This is a genomic window from Pseudoalteromonas sp. S1727, from assembly GCF_005886375.1.
GTDB lineage: Bacteria > Pseudomonadota > Gammaproteobacteria > Enterobacterales > Alteromonadaceae > Pseudoalteromonas > Pseudoalteromonas haloplanktis.
In genome coordinates this window covers 61,343-80,206 of the sequence record NZ_PNDT01000051.1, presented here as the reverse complement: position 1 = coordinate 80,206, position 18,864 = coordinate 61,343, and the positions used below count along the sequence as shown (strand labels likewise).

At 39.2% G+C, this 18,864-nt stretch carries 17 protein-coding genes; 10 read left to right on the top strand and 7 right to left on the bottom strand.

From position 1 onward, the window contains the following. Window positions 1-5: 5 nt before the first annotated feature. Window positions 6-1,631 (bottom strand): methyl-accepting chemotaxis protein, encoded by a 1,626-nt coding sequence (locus CWB85_RS13080; protein ID WP_138555127.1) that lies wholly within the window; start codon window positions 1,629-1,631, stop codon window positions 6-8. A gap of 145 nt (window positions 1,632-1,776) precedes the next feature. Between CWB85_RS13080 and CWB85_RS13075 the strand changes: the two genes are divergently transcribed. Both CWB85_RS13075 and CWB85_RS13070 read left to right on the top strand, forming a co-directional pair. Next, the gene (locus CWB85_RS13075; protein WP_138555126.1) at window positions 1,777-2,583 is read left to right on the top strand and encodes a transporter substrate-binding domain-containing protein; all 807 of its coding nucleotides are present in this window, start codon (window positions 1,777-1,779) and stop codon (window positions 2,581-2,583) included. An 11-nt stretch (window positions 2,584-2,594) separates the two neighbouring features. Beyond that, a complete protein-coding gene (locus tag CWB85_RS13070; protein ID WP_016706900.1) occupies window positions 2,595-3,065 on the top strand; it encodes a DM13 domain-containing protein in 471 nt (156 codons plus the stop codon). A gap of 2 nt (window positions 3,066-3,067) precedes the next feature. On the opposite strand, the gene CWB85_RS13065 is transcribed toward CWB85_RS13070, so the two are convergent. The 3 genes from CWB85_RS13065 to ahpC form a co-directional block, all read right to left on the bottom strand. After that, window positions 3,068-3,472: a GFA family protein gene (locus CWB85_RS13065; RefSeq protein ID WP_029215991.1), complete on the bottom strand. Its 405-nt coding sequence runs from the start codon at window positions 3,470-3,472 to the stop codon at window positions 3,068-3,070. A 418-nt stretch (window positions 3,473-3,890) separates the two neighbouring features. Next, window positions 3,891-5,465, bottom strand: a complete 1,575-nt coding sequence (gene ahpF / locus CWB85_RS13060) for an alkyl hydroperoxide reductase subunit F (RefSeq protein WP_138555125.1) — start codon at window positions 5,463-5,465, stop codon at window positions 3,891-3,893. 133 nt (window positions 5,466-5,598) lie between these two features. Then, complete coding sequence (gene ahpC / locus CWB85_RS13055) at window positions 5,599-6,168, bottom strand: alkyl hydroperoxide reductase subunit C (protein ID WP_016706903.1); 570 nt, start codon at window positions 6,166-6,168, stop codon at window positions 5,599-5,601. A gap of 247 nt (window positions 6,169-6,415) precedes the next feature. Between ahpC and CWB85_RS13050 the strand changes: the two genes are divergently transcribed. From CWB85_RS13050 to CWB85_RS13030, 5 genes are all read left to right on the top strand, one after another. Next, window positions 6,416-6,835 carry a DUF3429 domain-containing protein gene (locus CWB85_RS13050; RefSeq protein WP_016706904.1) on the top strand — a complete coding sequence of 140 codons (420 nt, stop codon included), beginning with the start codon at window positions 6,416-6,418 and terminating at the stop codon, window positions 6,833-6,835. A gap of 64 nt (window positions 6,836-6,899) precedes the next feature. Then, entirely contained in the window at window positions 6,900-7,262 is a 363-nt protein-coding gene (locus CWB85_RS13045; RefSeq protein WP_016706905.1) for a hypothetical protein, read from the top strand. A 64-nt stretch (window positions 7,263-7,326) separates the two neighbouring features. Next, entirely contained in the window at window positions 7,327-8,175 is an 849-nt protein-coding gene (locus tag CWB85_RS13040; RefSeq protein WP_138555124.1) for a GGDEF domain-containing protein, read from the top strand. A 47-nt stretch (window positions 8,176-8,222) separates the two neighbouring features. Continuing rightward, window positions 8,223-9,026 (top strand): class I SAM-dependent methyltransferase, encoded by an 804-nt coding sequence (locus CWB85_RS13035; RefSeq protein ID WP_138555123.1) that lies wholly within the window; start codon window positions 8,223-8,225, stop codon window positions 9,024-9,026. Beyond that, complete coding sequence (locus tag CWB85_RS13030) at window positions 9,023-10,012, top strand: Gfo/Idh/MocA family protein (protein ID WP_016706908.1); 990 nt, start codon at window positions 9,023-9,025, stop codon at window positions 10,010-10,012. Before CWB85_RS13035 ends, CWB85_RS13030 begins: the two co-directional genes overlap by 4 nt. A 98-nt stretch (window positions 10,013-10,110) precedes the next feature. Here the strand turns inward: CWB85_RS13030 and CWB85_RS13025 are convergent, their stop codons facing one another. After that, a complete protein-coding gene (locus CWB85_RS13025; protein ID WP_138555122.1) occupies window positions 10,111-12,162 on the bottom strand; it encodes a TonB-dependent receptor in 2,052 nt (683 codons plus the stop codon). A gap of 376 nt (window positions 12,163-12,538) precedes the next feature. Between CWB85_RS13025 and CWB85_RS13020 the strand changes: the two genes are divergently transcribed. The 3 genes from CWB85_RS13020 (at window position 12,539) to CWB85_RS13010 (ending at window position 15,398) form a co-directional block, all read left to right on the top strand. Next, a complete protein-coding gene (locus CWB85_RS13020; protein ID WP_016706912.1) occupies window positions 12,539-12,835 on the top strand; it encodes a hypothetical protein in 297 nt (98 codons plus the stop codon). Next, window positions 12,832-14,403: a PepSY-associated TM helix domain-containing protein gene (locus tag CWB85_RS13015; protein ID WP_138555121.1), complete on the top strand. Its 1,572-nt coding sequence runs from the start codon at window positions 12,832-12,834 to the stop codon at window positions 14,401-14,403. The genes CWB85_RS13020 and CWB85_RS13015 overlap by 4 nt, the downstream gene beginning before the upstream one ends. A 131-nt stretch (window positions 14,404-14,534) precedes the next feature. Continuing rightward, a complete protein-coding gene (locus tag CWB85_RS13010; protein WP_138555120.1) occupies window positions 14,535-15,398 on the top strand; it encodes an EamA family transporter in 864 nt (287 codons plus the stop codon). 36 nt (window positions 15,399-15,434) lie between these two features. Here CWB85_RS13010 and CWB85_RS13005 read toward each other — a convergent pair whose 3' ends face one another. Both CWB85_RS13005 and CWB85_RS13000 read right to left on the bottom strand, forming a co-directional pair. Further along, window positions 15,435-16,319 carry a diguanylate cyclase domain-containing protein gene (locus tag CWB85_RS13005; RefSeq protein ID WP_138555119.1) on the bottom strand — a complete coding sequence of 295 codons (885 nt, stop codon included), beginning with the start codon at window positions 16,317-16,319 and terminating at the stop codon, window positions 15,435-15,437. Between the two features lie 282 nt (window positions 16,320-16,601). Continuing rightward, window positions 16,602-18,626, bottom strand: coding sequence for a hybrid sensor histidine kinase/response regulator (locus CWB85_RS13000; RefSeq protein WP_138555118.1), 2,025 nt, complete (start codon window positions 18,624-18,626; stop codon window positions 16,602-16,604). Window positions 18,627-18,864: the final 238 nt, after the last annotated feature.

Genomic DNA, 18,864 nt, shown 5'->3' with positions numbered 1-18,864 from the left:
ACCAGCTATACTTTAAACTCATTTACTTGCTGTTGCAGGGTTGCAGCAAGCATAGCCAACTCTTGTGATGCTTGTGCATTTTGCTGCGAGCTTTCACTGACAGAGGCAATACTGGCACTAAACTCATTAATATTACTGCTCAGTTCATTCGCAACCATTTTTTGCTGTTCTGTAGCAGTTGAAACCTGAGTGTTCATATCAGCTATTTCGGTTACTTCTTGGTTTATTTCAGTCAAAACTTGCGATGAATACTGCGCATGATCAACACTTTCTAGAGCACTACTTTCAGCACTCCCCATCGCGCTCACCGCCTGCTGAGCCATCTCTTGCAATTTGCCGATCATTTCATTTATGTTTGCGGTGGCTTTTTGCGTATTATGCGCAAGCTGTCTCACTTCATCGGCAACCACAGCAAAACCTCGACCTGAGTCCCCTGCTCTTGCCGCTTCTATCGCAGCATTCAGTGCCAGCAAGTTAGTTTGCTCAGCAACCCCCTGAATCATCATCACTACTTGATTTATCTCGTTAGTTTGCGTATTCAGATCGGTAATTAATTGCGTATTCGCATTCACCAATTTAGACAATGTTTGAATTGAATTTATATTATCAGCGACCGCTTGCTGTCCTTGCTGTGCTTTATGATCTGCATTAGTCGCTTTATCTGAGGTTGCCAACGCATTTTGCGCAACTTGTTCAATAGCGCTGCTCATTTGCGTAATGGCGGTAGCAATCATTGCTGATTGCTGCTCTTGCTCAGTAGCGGTTGTTGCAACTTGTTCACTGATTGAATTCATTTCTTCAGCAGCTGAAGAGAGCGTTAGTGTTGCTCCCGATACATCGGTTACTAACGTATGAATACGTGACAACATGTGATTAAAGTTACGTGCAGTGTCTGCAATTTCATCTTCCCCAAGTACATTTGCCCTGATGCGTAAGTCTGCGTTATTCGCTATTTGACTAATAGTATCGCGCAGTGCCATCAATGGGTTTTGAATCGAACGATAAATAAAGTAACCAATCACTAATAGTAAAATGATTAATATCGATACCAATAGTTTCATCACTAAACTGACTAACGCAAAGTTTTTATCTGCTTGCTCTTTGAAATTATTCGCTTCGTCTAATTGCAGCTCTATCAATGTTTGATAGCTTGCGCTTAGAGGATCAAATACATTATATAAATCAGCTACAAACTGCTCTTGAGAAAGTAAACTAAAATTCCCATTACGTATTTTAGTTAACAACACTTGCAGATGCTGTTGAACAGGAACCAACCTTTGCTCAACGACCGCTGTTAAATTTTTTTCTTGATCCGTTAAGTCAGTACTGAGATAACTACGCCACTCTTTATCCGCTGTATTTTTAGCTTCTTGCACAGCCGTAAGTAACGTTGTCTGACTAACCGTACCTGCTCTATACTTATGAAATAAATCAACAATATTTACAGCGTAGTTATCCGATACCGCTTTGATCTGCTTCAAGGGGACAATACGGTTATCATATAAATCATCAATTCCTTTAACTAACCCCCCCACCGTATTAATCAAATATATCGCAGTAACTGTAAAAATTATTACCGGGAAAAGTGCTAATACAATCAAACGAGTACGAACCAAATAATTATTTAACATAGTATGCCAATGACTACATAGATAGTAATTTAAGTATAATCACAAATTCGCAGGCTTCTCGTTATTTTGTAATCTTTTTTGCAATAATTAAAATGTGAGAACTTTGCTATACTCATTGCATTAACGTTAAACACAACTATAAATTATGAAATTGTATGCTTCACACCTGTTTGTACTCTTCTTTTCTTTGCTGTTTGTAAACTTAGTGCATGCAAGTGAAGCTGTGGTTAATCTTCATTTAGCGCGACCAAGTATCGCTGACACGCCTAATAATCGTTATATGCACGAGTTATTATCACTGGCTTTTGCACAGCAAAATAAAAAGGTTAACTTTTTATATACTGTTGAACCGATGAATAAAAAACGCATCGTGGAAGAGCTACAAAAACCAAACAGTATTAATTTAGCTTGGTTATCAATTCCACAAGGGAGCCAACCTACATTACGACACACATCATTGGCACTGTATCAAGGTTTACATGGTAAGAGGTTGCTCATTATTAACAAAAACCAACAATCACGCTTTGCTGAAATATCTACAGTGGAGCAACTAAAACCTTTAATCGCTTTACAAAAGCAGAGTTGGTCAGACTATGATGTATTAATACGTAACGGCTTTACTGTTAATGGAGAGCTAAGCTATGCAGGGATGACGAAAGCACTCGAAACTGGTTTAGCGGATCACTTTCCTCGCTCGGTGTCTGCAATAACAGCTGAAATGAGCAAACTTCAACATCAAAACTTGATGATTGAACCAAGCATTATGCTGCAGTACTCCAACCCTTACCATTTTTACACTCATAAACAAAACGATGAAATGTTAAAGCAATTAGAAGCTGGCTTATTAAAAATACAGCAAAATGGTCAATTTGAGTTACTGTATAACCGTTATTTTGCTGATAAAGAACGTCAGTTACAATTAGCAACGCGGAAAATATTTGTTTTACAATAAGGGCTTATATTATGCTTCAAACACTGATCAGAATATTTACCTATTTAATTGTTTTTGCTTTCGGTTTTGCAGCGGGTTTATACTCTCTTCCGATCCTCACCGCGCCTGTTGGCCCAAGTAAACTAGAGCTCGCCACCCATGCGCAACACGCATTATACCGTGGTGAGTTTAAAGATGATCTAGCCGGCTCTGATAGCTTCCATTATGGCAAGGGTGAAGTTAGATTAACGAATAGCACGATTTCTTTTGCTGGTACTTTAAGCCCAGGGCCTGATTATCAGCTCTATCTCGCTAACCGCTTTATTGATAACGAGAATGATTTTTTAGCTTACAAAGGCACCATGACACGGGTTGCTAGTATAAATACCTTTGATGGCTTTTTAGTTACAGTGCCGCAAGGTATAAATATTGCTGATTTTAATACCGTGATTATCTGGTGCGAAAGTTTTAATGAATTTATCAGCGCTGCCCAATATCAATAAAGTTATCGGTTTGGCTCAAACCCATCGTAATGCGGCAGGTCATCATTTAGTCGCTCCCAATTAGCCTTTGAACTGACAAAATTATGACTGATTGGACGCTCAACAATATCACTGTCGAGAATGCCTAGCCGTAATCTTAATCGGCTACTATCATCGCGGTTTTCGCTGAAAACGGGGCTACCGCAGGCGCTGCAAAAATAACGAATGCGGCCCGGTTTAAACTCAAAAGCCGTCAAATTATTTTGCCCTTGGGTAATGCTAAAATCAGCTCGATTAATAAATCCGTTAGTGGCAAATGCGGTACCGCTCGATTTACGGCATAACGAACAATGGCAGTGAATAATACTATCTATTGGGCCATTGATTTGAACTGCCACTTTCTTACACAAACAACTTCCTTGGTACATAGCCTTGCTCCGATGTTTTTAAATATACCCTACTAAAAAGTATACCATCTTATAAACAAAAAAAGTCGCCTTTGGAGAGGGCGACTTTGGAGAATAACAGTCATGGGTGGAATACCCAAGTGACCTCAAGATAAGAGTTTCAGTTGGAATTAAAAGCGATTTAGACAAGGCATTGATTGCAAGTAATAGTGGTTCTATTATTCAAATCAATAACGCAGTATAAACCGCTTTTAAACCAACCCTTTGGGCGATTCACAGGAACTTACTCTCTGCGTTGTGACTCCTAAAAAGGGCTGACCATTCTTGCGAAGTAACGCCTTGATATTAAGCCCCTGTGAAACGCTGAATTCTATATATTGAGGCCACTTGGGTATCAACTGTTAAATCATAGACATATGACTGCTAAATCAAGAGTTTTTTATGCAGCTTCTGTGTTTTGCTCACTGTGGCGAATTAAGTAATCAAACGCCCCTAAGCTTGCTGTTGCGCCACTGCCCATCGCAATGATGATTTGCTTAAATGGGGTATTTGTCGCATCCCCCGCGCCATACACACCCGCCAGTGAGGTTGCCCCTTTGGCATCCACTAAAATTTCACCAAATTGACTAAGCTCAAGCGATGAGCCTTTCAGCCATTCGGTATTTGGTATTAAACCTATTTGTACAAAAATACCTGCGAGGGCAAGGCGCTTACTTTCACCTGAGACACGGTCGGTGTAGTTCAAACCAGTCACTTTTTTACCATCACCTAACACCTCTGTGGTTTGTGCGTTTTTAATAATGGTAATGTTGCTCAAGCTATTTGCTTTACGGATCAGTACTTCATCGGCGCGTAATGTATCTGCAAATTCAAGTACCGTCACATGCTCAACAATATTTGCTAAATCAATTGCAGCTTCTATTCCCGAGTTACCACCACCGATAACTGCCACAGGCTTGCCTTTGAATAAAGGACCATCACAGTGTGGGCAATACGCAACACCATGACCGCGGTACTCTTGCTCACCCGGAACATTCATTTCTCGCCAGCGGGCACCGGTTGCTAAAACTAACGACTTAGCTTTTAAAGTAGCGCCGTTTTCTAAAGTGATTTCATACTTATTATTAACACGCTCAAGTCCAGCAGCGCGTTGGTTATGCATTACATCAACGTCGTACTCTTTAACATGTTCTTCAAGCTGAGCAACCAATTTTGGCCCTTCAGTTGCTTTAATTGAAATAAAGTTTTCTATCGCGAGTGTATCTGCAACCTGACCACCAAATCTATCGGCAACGATACCGGTATTTAGCCCTTTGCGTGCAGAATAAATTGCAGCTGATGACCCTGCTGGCCCACCACCGATGACTAGAACGTCAAATTCATCTTTCTCACTCAAAGCAGCCGCTTGGCGAGCCGCCCCTTTTGAATCAACTTTATTTAAAATATCAGTTAAGCTAATTGCACCTTGGCTAAATGGCTCACCATTTAAATACACCGCCGGTACCGCTAAAATATTGCGCTGCTCAACTTCATCTTGAAATAAAGCCCCATCAATCATGGTGGCTTTTATCTTGCTGTTTGTGACTGCCATTGTATTGAGTGCCTGTACAACTTGCGGGCACGTTTGGCAGCTTAAGCTGATATAAACTTCAAAGTTTAATGGTTGTTCAAGTGATTGTATTTGTTCAATGTCTTCACTTTTAGCTTTAGTTGGGTGTCCGCCAGTATGTAAAAGTGCTAACACTAAACTTGTAAATTCATGCCCCATAGGTACACCTGCAAAGGTGATATGGGTATCGTTTATCGCTGAGTGTACAACCATAGATGGACGACGAGCGTCGCTGTCTGGGTTGTTTGATACAGTGATTTTATCGCTTAACGTAGCGAGATCATTAGCTAAGCTTTCGATTTCAGTTGATTTTTTGCTGTCATCCAAGGCGATAAGCAGCTCAACAGGTTGAGTAAGCGATTCAAAATGGCTTTTTAATTGGTTTTTAATGTTGTTGTCTAACATGGCTCTGCCCTTGTTTTCAGCAAAAGGAAACCCATCACACATGCTAATGTGCTTAAAAATTAATGTGATGGGTTACGAGATATAAGCGCGACTTAATGCAGCGCTCAATGTAGCTTAAGCTACGTTTGGCAAATTAAATTTTGCCTACTAAATCAAGTGAAGGAGCCAATGTTTCTTCACCTGGCTGCCATGAAGCAGGACATACTTCACCGTCGTGAGTAGCAATGTACTGAGCGGCTTGAACTTTACGTACAAGTTCTTTTGCGCTACGGCCAATACCTAAGTCATGCGTTTCGATAACTTTGATTTCGCCTTCTGGATTCATTACAAATGTACCGCGAAGTGCTAAACCTTCTTCTTCAATCATCACACCAAAGCTGCGCGTAATACGGCCAGTTGGATCACCAATCATTGGGTAAGTAATTTTACCAATGGTGTCTGACGTATCGTGCCATGCTTTATGAGTAAAGTGCGTGTCAGTAGACACTGAGTATACTTCAACACCCATTTCTTGAAGTTGTGCGTAGTGATCTGCAAGGTCACCTAATTCAGTAGGACATACAAATGTGAAATCTGCAGGGTAAAAGAAGAAGATTGACCACTTACCAAGTACATCTTTTTCAGATAGCTCTACAAAGTCACCATTGTGGTATGCAGTTGCGTTAAAAGGTTGGATTTTTGTGTTAATTAATGAAGTGCTCATAGTATTCCTCATTTATATATTTAAAAGTAAAAACAACACAGCTCACTGTGTTGGCTTGAGTAATACAATAAGGCGTTTTATTAATTTAATAAAATTGATTGTTTAGATTAATTCAATCGTTTTTTAAGATTGATAGTAAAACTACGTTGTTGTTTGAGTGATAGCGCTAAAGCTTTTTTGTGTCCAGTGCTACAATGTCCCAAAAAATATCGTTGATCTCTATCCTTTGTTAACTTTAAGGTAAGCCATGAATAAATTCAGCAATCATATCCAATTGGGCTACTTAGGTTTACTGCCTTTTTTAGCCTGTCTCGGTTGGCCATTATTAGTCGGTACTAATAATTTTAATATGCAATTTTTTACTTTTTATAGTATCGCTGTTTTAGCGTTTATGAGTGGTAACCTATGGCATGCAGGCCAACAAAGTCAGCGTGATGCAATTAAAGCAATCGTACCGATTTTACCATTGGGCTTTTTAGCCTTTGTCCCGCAAAGCATCACTTTAATTTGGTTAGCCATTAGTTTTTGGCTTGTCTTACTCTTTGAAAAAACCAGTCCGCAATGGCAAAACTATCACGCGGATTATCAAAAAATGCGCTTTGTATTAACCTCGGTCGTATTTGTCTGCCATGTATTAGTTATTGGACTGAGTTTATACCCGAAATAACGCGGCTCTGGTGCTGATACAGCGTTTACTGTACCATCCGTGCACTGCTTTTTGAGGATAAATTATGATAGACCAATTACGCCAACAGCTTGATCAACTGGGTGAAAACTATGTGGAAAAAAACGCTCATTTCAAAATTAAAGTGATCCCGTTTTTTTGTGCTATACACATAAAAAAAGACCATAAAAGTGAAAACAGACTATCTTTTTATTCTAATCAGTGGCTTGAAATTGCACTTGTTATCATGTTTTTATTATTTGGGTTAATGATTTTTGATCCTGAGGCTGGTTTTACTAATGGGCCCATTCATATCGCATTCGCAGTATTAATCACATTTAACTTAATCATTAAGCAGATTGCTATAGAAGGCCTTAAAACACGGCTGGCTTTTTGTCGCCTTTTAGAGAAGTCAGCTAAAACCTCATAAAACAGCTAAGCATTAGCCTGATGTTCTGCTATATATTAAGTAAATTAATGTAACTTGGTATAGCATGAAACATCCATATTGGCTTGTTATCATATGGCTTATTGTACTTATATGTTCAATGTGGTTGCTCAATGTTGAGCAACCACAATTTGATACCATTGAAGAATTATTTTGGGCTGCGATCTCAGTTTCTCTAACTTTGCAAGTTTACTCATACCTCAGCAATAAATTACTCATTTATGCATGGGTATTATACTGCTCAGGCCTGCTTCTTGATTTACTTGACGATATTATAGATACGCAGTTATTCCCATTATTAATCTTTGACACAACTTTAAAAAACAGTGGCTTTCTACTTACATGTACCGCTTTATTGTTACTTATAAAAGAAAAGCGTACAACGATATCTTCACTCAATGACGAAATTCAAACGCGACAAGCATTACAGGAACAACTAGAATACGATGCAAGCCACGATAAGCTCACTGGCTTAGGAAATCGTCGTGCTTGCTTTGCACGCTTTGAACAACTACAGCAACAATATCAACGTATTTTTTACTTTGATTTAGATAACTTTAAATATGCTAACGACCACTATGGACACCGACAAGGTGATCTCATTTTATTGGACTTTGCCGTGCGATTAAGTGAACAATTCGATGCGCAAAATTGCTTTCGATTAGGTGGTGATGAATTCGTTGCTTTTTGCAATGAAGATACCCCAGACATTCAACATTTACGTCAACAATTAACATCAATGATAAAAACATATCAAGTTGGTGTCAGCATTGGGTTCGCTGAGTTAAATAGTGATAGTCACCCTGATCAAGTATTACATATGGCAGATCAAAAAATGTACCGCGATAAAAAGTGTAAATCAATGCGCAACACAAGTCGCACTCCTCCCCCATAATTTTGTTACACTAACAGAAATTATTAAGCCTTTCATATGGCATATTTATGTATTTAGATCCAAATTGGCGCATCCTCACAGTTGGTGATGGCGACTTATCGTTTTCTCATGCTTTACATACCGGTATTAAACCAAAAACATTAGTCGCCTCAACCTATGATGATGCTATCACGCTTACTCAAAAATACGCTGATAACGCATTAGCTACGCTAGCTGCAAGTAATGTAACCGTGCTAAATGGTTTTGATGTAACAAACCCAAAAGCGTGGCAACGCCTAAACGGCGAGTTATTCGATGTGGTGATTTTTCAATTCCCGCTTGTTCCAGCATTTGTTGGGGAAACGGCTTTTCGTGAAAACACCACCAGTATAAATACACTTAATCGTGCGTTGCTACACCAATTTATCAAATATGCATCGAACTTCGCTCTTGATAATAATGGTCCTATGCTTTGTTACATCACCTCTAAAGATGTCAAGCCATATCGAGAATGGAATATTGAAGGCACTTTAAATCATGGTCTAGCCTCAGCTTATCTAGGGCAAATGCCATTTGATATCAGCTCATTTCCAGGCTACAAAATTCGTAACGTTGACCGAGATAAACATGTTAAAGACACCAGTGGGATCAGTTATGTTTTCAGTCCTAAAAAAGTACCTAAATTAAAGAGTAAGTTAACCATACCAACCTACTTAAACTCGGACAGTTGTGCACTTTGTCGAGTCGGCCCATTTCACTGCGAAGAAGATAAACAAAAACACTTATTAGCCAAAAAGCACCGACAAATGTTAGCCTTTGAAGCAGACTGGCAAGCTTGGCTTGCACAATTTAATCACCAGGAGCAGTCATGAATTTTGTAATCGTTGGCACCAATTTTATTAGTGATACACTACTTGAGGCTGCAAAAACCGTCAGCGAATTTACCCTTTATGGGGTGTGCTCGCGAGCCTACGCAAGTGGCGAGGATTTTTTAGCTAAACATGCAATCGCTCATGCGAAAGTCTTTACTAGTATTGACCAAGTGTGCAGCGATGAAAATGTGGATGCCGTATATATTGCTGCACCAAATAGCCTACATAAAAACTATGCAGTAGCGTGTTTAAATGCCGGTAAACACGTATTAGGTGAAAAGCCCGCTGCTGCTAATAGCCAAGAATTAGTCGCTATTTTAACTGCAGCAAAACACAATAATCGTCTCTATATGGAAGCGATGATGACCACCCACTTACCTAACTTTTCTGTGCTACGCCAAGCAATAGAGAAAATAGGCACACCTCGTAAGTACATTGGTCAATATAGTCAATACTCATCGCGTTATGACAAATTTAAAAATGGCGAGCGCCCTAATACGTTTTTACCTGAGTTTGCCAATGGCGCCCTCGTCGATTTAGGGGTTTATCCGTTGTATATTTTAATTGCACTATGGGGCGCACCAAACGCTGTTCAAGCCAGTGGCGTATTACTTGAAACAGGCGTTGATGGCGCCGGTGATGTATTACTAAATTACAACGATAAGCAAGCGGTGATCAGCTATTCCAAAATATCACAAGGTGATAACTTTACTGAGATCCAAGGTGAGAAAGGCCGTATTCGAATCGAGGCTGTATCACTGCTAAAACGAATACAGTTTATCGCAAACGATGGCACTGTTGAGGAATTATCACTACCATTCGAGAAGCATTTTATGCGTTATGAAGTTGCCCACTTTATTGAAACTACGAAAACGGAACAGTTAGAGTCAGCTGTTAATACACATCAGCTAAGTATTGATGTTATGCATGTTCTTGATAAAGCTAGAGCACAGCTTGGTGTCATTTACCCAACCGACTTACAGTAAATATCGTGCCGAGTAAGTCTTCAGTAATTTACATATATTTCGCTTTAGCTTGCAAAACAATTAAGGCTGTATAACAACAGCCTTAAACTTTCCGGTAATTAAAAACGATAAGTAACTGAAGCACCTAAAGTTTGTGGGTTTACAACAGAGACATAACCTGTCGGGTATCGGCCACTGACAGGCTCTACACTGGTATAACCTTCTTCATCAAAGGCATTATTGATATAAGCGCTAATTAACCAATCCTCGGTGTCATAGCTTATTGTAGCGCGAGTCATTGTGTAATCACCTGCAATACGCTCTTCGGTGTTAGTAAGATCACCGTAATATTCATCAACATAATTTGCACTGACATTAATTTTAAAGTTGTCAGTAAACCAATGAGACAGACCTAAACTGGCCGTAAATGAAGGGGCTGAATTAAGCTCGTTACCGACAGCTTCTGGGTAACTCTGCGATGCATCGATTTTAGTTTTTAAAAGTCCTAAACCACCATGCAATTGCCACGAGTCCGTTAACATACTATACGCTTCGACTTCGAGGCCATAACTATGGGCGTCATCAATATTTGTGATTTTACGTTCTGAACTTAATGCTTGATAGCCGTCAAAGTTATTGTAGAAAACATTCGCACTGATATTAATGTCTCCGTTTTCTAGAACACTTCTCGCTCCCACTTCATAAGTGTTTACCGTTTCTTCATCATAGTAATAATATTCTTCTGCGGTAAAATCGAGAGCGCCGCCGCCCGCATTGTAACCTCGTCGTGCACTTGCTGATAATGTTGTTTGTTCGTTAACTCGGTACTGAAGTGCTAAAGTTGGTAACTTAATGGTATTAGCATTATCTAACTGCTCAACTAACGTATCTGCGCCATAAGCCATGTTAAAGTTACGCAGTTGCTCTTCTCGCTCAATACGTAACCCACCTGTTAAGGTAAATTTATTAGTCAAGTTAAAGCTGGCTTCAGAATAAACGGCCATTGAGTCACTGCTATCATCACCAAAATAATCGGTTGCTCCAACACTGTCGAAGTCCTGATCGCGATCGAAATAAGCTAAGCCAATAAAGCCTGAATAAAAGTCACTACTTAGGCCGAAGTTTAATTTACCATCAATGGTAATATTTTTTTCATCCATAGTAACATCAGATTCTGCTGTTTCTAGTGGCTCATAAGCTTCAAAGGCCCAGTGGTAATCCATATACGCCACGAGCAGATCCACAGAGAAGTTATCATCAATCTGATATTCAAAATCAATTTGTGTTGTATCTGAGTCTGTATCCATAATACGTTGAAACAGTGGTATATAATCTGTTGGCTTGTCAGCTTCATAGTAGTGACGACCAGAATTGCCTTTTTCACTATAGTTTGAATAACTTAGTTGAATTGATAAATCATCAAATGGAGTATAAAGTAATTTTGCTCGGGTGCTTGAGGTGTTTAATTTATTGAGATCGTGATCAGTCGGGTTTGTTTCATAGACAGTTGGATTACTGTAAGTTTCACCATCAACATATTGAGTCGACAACCTAAAAGCAAGTACATCTTCCACTAATGCACCAGAGACAACAGCTGCGGTATCAAGGTAACTATCTTGGTTGCGGTACCCTACTCGTACTGCGCCTTCAAAGTCTTGGGTTGGTGCTTTGGTTGTCATATATACAGCACCAGCAATACTATTACGGCCATTACTCGTAGACTGCGGCCCACGATACACTGCTATTTGTTCCATATCCCATAAACCGGTATCACCGGTTAGATCAGCAACAAATGGCTGGCTTACACCATCAACTAACGTTGATACGCGCGCTTTTGAACCACCTGTAAACGAATTAAACCCAGTTGCACCACCATTACCCGACACACCACGCATATCAGGGACTGATCCTGTTAACACAACGACATTAGCCATTTCTGCAAGTGCTTCTGAAACAGATGCTAACTGACCATTATCTAATAATGAATTATCAACTACCGCAACTGAAGCGATTGTATCTTTTAGAGATTTTTCTATCTTCTCGCCGGTAACAACAATTGTGTCCATTGATTTGCGGATACTGTCATCATCTGCATATGCTTGAGTTTGCGTTAAAAGCAAAGAGCTTGTAATAATTAAAGAGAGTTTATTTAGTCTAATTGGGGCAGCCAATGTTATTTCCTTTAGTAAGCAGTGTTAAATTGCGCAAGGAAAATAGCACAGCAAAAACCCTATTGCAATTGAGTTTAGTTATCATTTAGAATGACATTAAAAATACACTATTAATCAATTATGCTTTTACTTACCGTCATTATTCTATTAATTGCAGCATCTATGCTTTATGGCTGTAATAAACACCAACGTTTATTTAAAAAACCACTTAAAAAGACATGTAAGCCAATAGCTTACCTTCTTATATTGGGTTCATTTGGAATTGCAATATTTACCCTGCAAAGTACTGCAGCCGTTTTCTTTTGTATTTTTATACTGATGTTAGCGCTGTTAAGTGTGCCTTTTATTTGTTTAATCAACGCGAAGGAAAGCAGCAATGACAGACGTTAAAAACTCAAGAAAAGAACCGACCTGGCTTGGCAAAAGCTTGGCTGGAGCGCTGCTGGGGCTATTGCTAGCTTTTATTCTAATGGCATTCTTTGCTTGGTATGGGCCCGGCGGAATAGATGCTAGAGACAAAGTGCAATTTAACATGTGGATGATCCCATTGCTCTGGTTGAGCATATTCAGTCTTACCTACCTCTTTAACTCCAGTAAACAAGCTTGGTTAATATTAGGTGGCTTAAATATGGTGTTATACAGTTTATTTTACATATTACGAGGCGGGCTATGAGAGTCAGACCAGATATTTTACGCACCTACCAAGGTGTGCACACATGGACAGGTATTATTGCCGGCTTAGTATTATTTATCGGCTTTTATGCCGGCAGTTTGACCATGTTCAAGTACGAAATTCAACAATGGGCTGAGCCTATTAGCGTACCAGTCACAGATCCTAAGTCTACCAACTACCAAGCACTTATAGATAAAGCCATCGAGCAATACCCAGCGCAAATGGCCGCAGGCTTTGAGCTTGACTTACTTACAAGTGATGCCCCCTTATCTTGGTACACGCAAGGTCAAGCAAGAGGGATGGAGCTCGATAACCAGCTTCAAACTGCTCACTTACATGAGCAACAACTTGTTTTAAATGAGCAAGCAGAACATAAACTTGCAGACTTAATTGATTACTTACATCGCACAGCAGGATTTATTGGTGAAATTGGCCATGATCAATCTGGCGTTTACATTCTTGGTATTGCTGCTGGACTGTATTTTCTAGCCTTGGTATCCGGTGTAATCATATTGCTACCAACCCTAGTGAAAACATTTTTTGCGCTGCGAAAAGAGAAAGGCCCAAGCCGCTTTTGGTTAGATAGCCACAATTTAGTCGGCATTGCGAGTTTGCCATTTCATTTAATAATTGCGTTTACTGTTGTTGTTTTTGCTTTTCATGACTTAATTTATGGCGGTTTAGCTCAGTTTTATGGTGACAAACCACTATTTGAGCGTACCCCACCCGCAGCACAGGCGTATAACATCAGCGAACTAACACCCATTGATACACAAATACTCGCGGCTAAACGCTATGCTCCAGGTTATGAACCCATACATGTTAGTTACAATGCTTTAAGTTCAACTTCTCCTTCAGCGCTATTTAAAATGAGTAATAAAAACGCTGTAAGCCGAGGACCAGACACCGATTATTTGGCCATTAATCCATATAACTTAGAAGTACTGTATACAAGTTACCCGCAAGGAGAAGATAGTTTTTGGGGCAATTTTACTGCCAGTTTATTTTCTTTACACTTTGGCACTTATGGGGGTGACTGGGGGCGTTGGGCTTACTTTATAATGGGGTTGTTCGGCGCATTTCTTTTTTATTCAGGCAATTTACTTTGGCTAGATAAACGAATGAAAAAAGATGCGCATAAAACTAGCACACACGTCATGGCAAAATTAACGATTGGCGTATGTTTAGGATCCATACTCGCTGTTGTTGCAGTATTACTGTTAGCAAAATGGGCTAACTTACTGATAGGCAACATTAATCACCATTATATGCTGTGTTATTATCTTATATTCTTTATTTCCTTAGCCTACAGCTTTAAACAAGGAACAAACAAAGCAAGTTATAATGGCTTAATAACGTTATCTATTTTAACCGCTTGTTTACCCATCTCAAGTGCAATTCAAGGCTTGAGTGATTTGGCTCTTCTACCCTATTACAATAGTTATTCGGTTGATTTTATTGCCTTAATATTCTCAGCCGGGTTTTTCTTTATCGCTAAACGCTTAAAACAGAAATCCGTTAAAGATAAGATAATTTTAGACCACAAAACCATTGAGTTTGTAAGGTAAATGAAAACTCGCGTATTGTTGAATACGCGAGCCTTCGCCACTGAATGTCTGCGATTTATCGCAAATATATAAAATTTTTACATTAATCTGTACACTCTGCAGATAATTTCCTTTTTCATTTTTTATACGCTATGTCCCGAGTTATTCCTCCTTTTTTCATCGCTGTTATTTGCGTACTGTTAGCCATGGTTACAATCCAATCAGGGGCCTCTATTGCTAAACAGCTTTTTCCTTTAATTGGCCCTGAAGGTACAACCGCACTGAGACTTGGTTTTTCTGCGGCTATTCTGTGTCTTGTATTTCAGCCTTGGAAAGCATTTCCGCCTTTAGGTCAACGCATGCCTATTGTGATCTATGGTTTATGTTTAGGGGGTATGAACATATTGTTTTACTACGCCATTGCACGTATTCCGTTAGGTATTGGGGTGGCGCTTGAATTTACAGGTCCACTTGCTGTGGCGTTATTATCATCACGAAAAAAACGAGATCTATTTTGGGTTACCTGTGCTATTGCCGGTATTGTTCTGCTACTACCTGATATGAGTGGTGAAGAAAGTTTAGATCCTGTGGGTGTAATTCTTGCGCTCGGTGCCGGTGCCTGCTGGGCAGGTTATATATTATTTGGCAAGAAAACCGGAAATCAAGGTTCTGGTGGCATGACTGTCGCGCTTGGCATGAGTGTCGCTGCAATTGTATTAGTGCCTTATGGCGCCATAAATCAAGGTATGGCGTTACTAAGTTGGGATGTATTGCCTTTAGGTATATTGGTCGCAGTGATGTCAAGTGCACTTCCTTACACACTGGAAATGGTGGCACTGCGTAATATGCCTGCGCAAGGTTTTAGTATTATGATGAGTTTAGAGCCTGCCATTGCAGCGATGGCTGGGTTTATAATTTTAGCTGAGCAGTTGAGTATTTGGCAGTGGCTAGCGATTTTATTAGTGATTATCGCCTCTGTTGGCAGTTCAATATCTTCCTCTAAAAAAGAAGCTTAGCGAACTGCCAATAGAGCGCATAAAAACTCTGACACTTTATTCAGGCGGTGGTAATTCAGACACAATTTGATTGCCACCAGCGGTTTTGGCTCTGTACATGGTTTGATCTGCAAATTGGATGAGTTGCATATCAGTACTGCCATTTTCAGGGTAACTCGCAACCCCAATACTACTTGAAAGCGTTAATTTTCTGCCATCAATAATAAACGGCGATGCACATTTAGAACGTACTTTTTCAGCTACATGTAAAACATCATCACGGTTAGTAATGTCATTTAATATCACCACAAATTCATCTCCGCCAAGACGACCAACAGTATCTGACGCACGCACACACTCAAGTAATCTTTCTGCTATTTTTTGTAATAACCTGTCCCCGACTAAATGCCCGTACGTGTCGTTCACTTCCTTAAACCCATCTATATCAATAAACAATAGCGATAGTTCTACTGGTCGACGGCTAGTGGTGGCTAAACTATTTTGAATACGATCGAGTAATAATGTACGATTTGCTAAGCCAGTGAGCTGATCGTGACCAACCAAATGTTGTAATTTTTTTTCGACTTCTTTGCGTTCAGTTATATCATGTGCAACAGCAATTCTCACTTGATGCGATGCTGACCATCTAACTGACCACAATATATACACTACTTGTCCATCTTTTCTTACCCAGCGATTTTCAAAGCGTGGCTTAGCGACACCTGACAATAAGGTTGCAACCGTTTCAAGGGTGATTTCACGGTCCTCTTTATAAACGAAATCGATCATTGGCTTACCAACAACTTCTTCAGGCTTATAACCAAAAATAGTCTCAAATGCGGCACTCACTGCAATAAAGCGCCCTTGCTTATCAACCACACAAACAGCATCAAGCATCAGCTCTAATACATCGGTTAGACAAACTAATTCATTGTTTTTCATTCATCCGCCTTTAACGGTAACATTGCAGATTTTATTTTATCTAAAATACACTTCATAATTATTGAAACACACAGAACAATCAAAAAATAGCTTATCGGTGGGGGTTAAATCTGATTAAGCCAATTAACACATCTGCCGCTTGCCAACTATGAGCTTTATATTAAATATATACAAATACTAGGCCAACATATTTTTCATTGCTGTAGGTAAACGTACCGATAGTAATTGCAACGTTGCTATTGATTAGCAATAAATACAACTACACTATGACTATTTGTACAATTAATTATTGCGCTTGCATAACTTTGTCACTGCAATACCAACAGCCTCTTCAATTAAATGTAATTTAAAAGGTTTTGAAATAAACATATCCATACCCGCCTGTTTGCAAGCGAGTTTATCTGTTGCCGATGTATTAGCCGTTAAAGCGACGATTAACGTGTCATCGTGACTGCAAATATTTTCCGTGCGAAGAATTTTTGTTGCTTCGAGTCCATCAAGTTGTGGCATCACACAATCCATAAAAATAAGGTCATACTTGCTTTGCTTACATTTTAAAATGGCGTCTTCTCCGTCTACGGCAAAATCAGCTTTTATATGTAATTTTTCTAACGACGCATCAAGCACAAATCTGTTGATTTGATTATCATCAACAACTAAGACAGATAAATGACTTCCATCAACGGCAACCCTTGCTCGTTGATTCGTCTCAACTTGTACAGTGCCAATTGCCAAAGGAATATCAAGGATAAATGTGGTGCCTTGCTGGAAAATACTGTCGACCTTAATTGTTCCTCCCATATAATCAATCAGCTCTTTCACGATTGCTAAGCCTAATCCAGTACCGCCTTTACTTCCTTTGGCATCAATCTCTTGTGTAAATGGTGAAAAAAGAGAATCTAGGAATGGCTTTGTCATTCCTGTGCCAGTATCACTGACGACCAGTTGTAATGCGAGTTGATTATTAAGCTGTGCAACATTAGCTTGAAAATTAACTTGCCCAGCATCAGTAAACTTCAAAGCATTACTTAATAAATTTGAGACTATTTGACTTAAACGGGTATTATCACAGTGCGCCCAACAATCATCAGCTATTGTTATTTGCGTATTAAAATCAATATTCTTATCCTTAAATAACGGGATATATAAAGACGCTAAATCTACAAATATTGTTTTTAGTAGAAAGTGATTAGGTTCGAGTTTTAATTCACCATGATTTATTTTTGAAAAATCGAGTACTTCATTAATTATATTTAATAAAATATCTGCGCTTCGAAGTGCAACGGTTAATTTTTCAACCCTTTTCTCTGCCCTTTGCTCATCCAACAAAGTGGTTAGCATTCCTGTGATACCATTTAACGGCGTGCGCAGCTCATGACTAATTTTTGCCAGCAACATGCTTCTATCTTCTAACATTCGCTCAGCTTGCGCTTTCTTATTTTTTAACTGTTCTCGTAGCACGACTGATTCAGTGACATCTTGCAAGGTCCCAAACAAGCGAACGCAGGAACCATCAACAAACTCCGCTTCACCAAATGCACTGACCCAAATGGTTTGATTTAACGCGGTAACGAGCTCTAAATCCAGGTGCCATTTTTCGCCCGTTTGCATACCTGATTCAACCGCTTGAGTAATACGCTCTCGACTCTCGCCTTCTTTAAAAAAACTAATCGCCGACGATAAATCTGGAACAAACGAATCATCAACTTGGTAGATCCGCCGCGTTTGATCGCTCCATGTCACTTTTTCTGTCAGTAAATCGACCTCCCAAGAACCAATATTGGCGATACTTTCCAATTTTACTAATGTATTGTTATTTTTTAAAAGTTGTTCATTCGCTTTTATTCTTGCAAACTCTGAACCTAACCATTGAGAAAATAATTCAACATAGTCATGAGCTTGCTGTGTAAATGGGGTTGAAGGATTAGGTGATGAAAAATTCACAGTACCAAAAACTACTTCGCCTATTTTAATAGGAGCGCCTATGTAAGATTCGAGTTGAAAGTTTACATAGCAGGGATGATGTGCAATATGACTCGTTGATGCTTGATGAAAAGCCAGTGCCTTACTTGCAGCTAAAGTATGAGTACAATAAGTTCCCGCTACCTCAAATATTGTGCCTACAGCTAACGAATTGTCAGGGGTAATAACGTAGCGTACTATATATTGGTTATTGATTATTTCACTAATAATAGCAATATCTAAATCAAAAACTTCAAGTCCAAACTTTAACAGACTCTCTATTTTCTCATCAAAACTTTGCTCTTGATCAGATACGATATAGTGAAAGTTTCTGAGAAAATTCAAATGCAACTCCCCTTGCAATTTAATTGTGCCTAAACCATTCAATACGCTTTAGCCCATTACTTACTTTAATCTATAACGACTTAATACTCTACGATAAATTTGCGTACTGCATTGATTTTACATCACTCACACTTGTTAGCAGAGTCACATTTTATTTACGTATTTATTCTATTTATGATTGTTTACATTACATAAACGATCGTATAATAACAATCATTATCATTGCTCATATTAATAA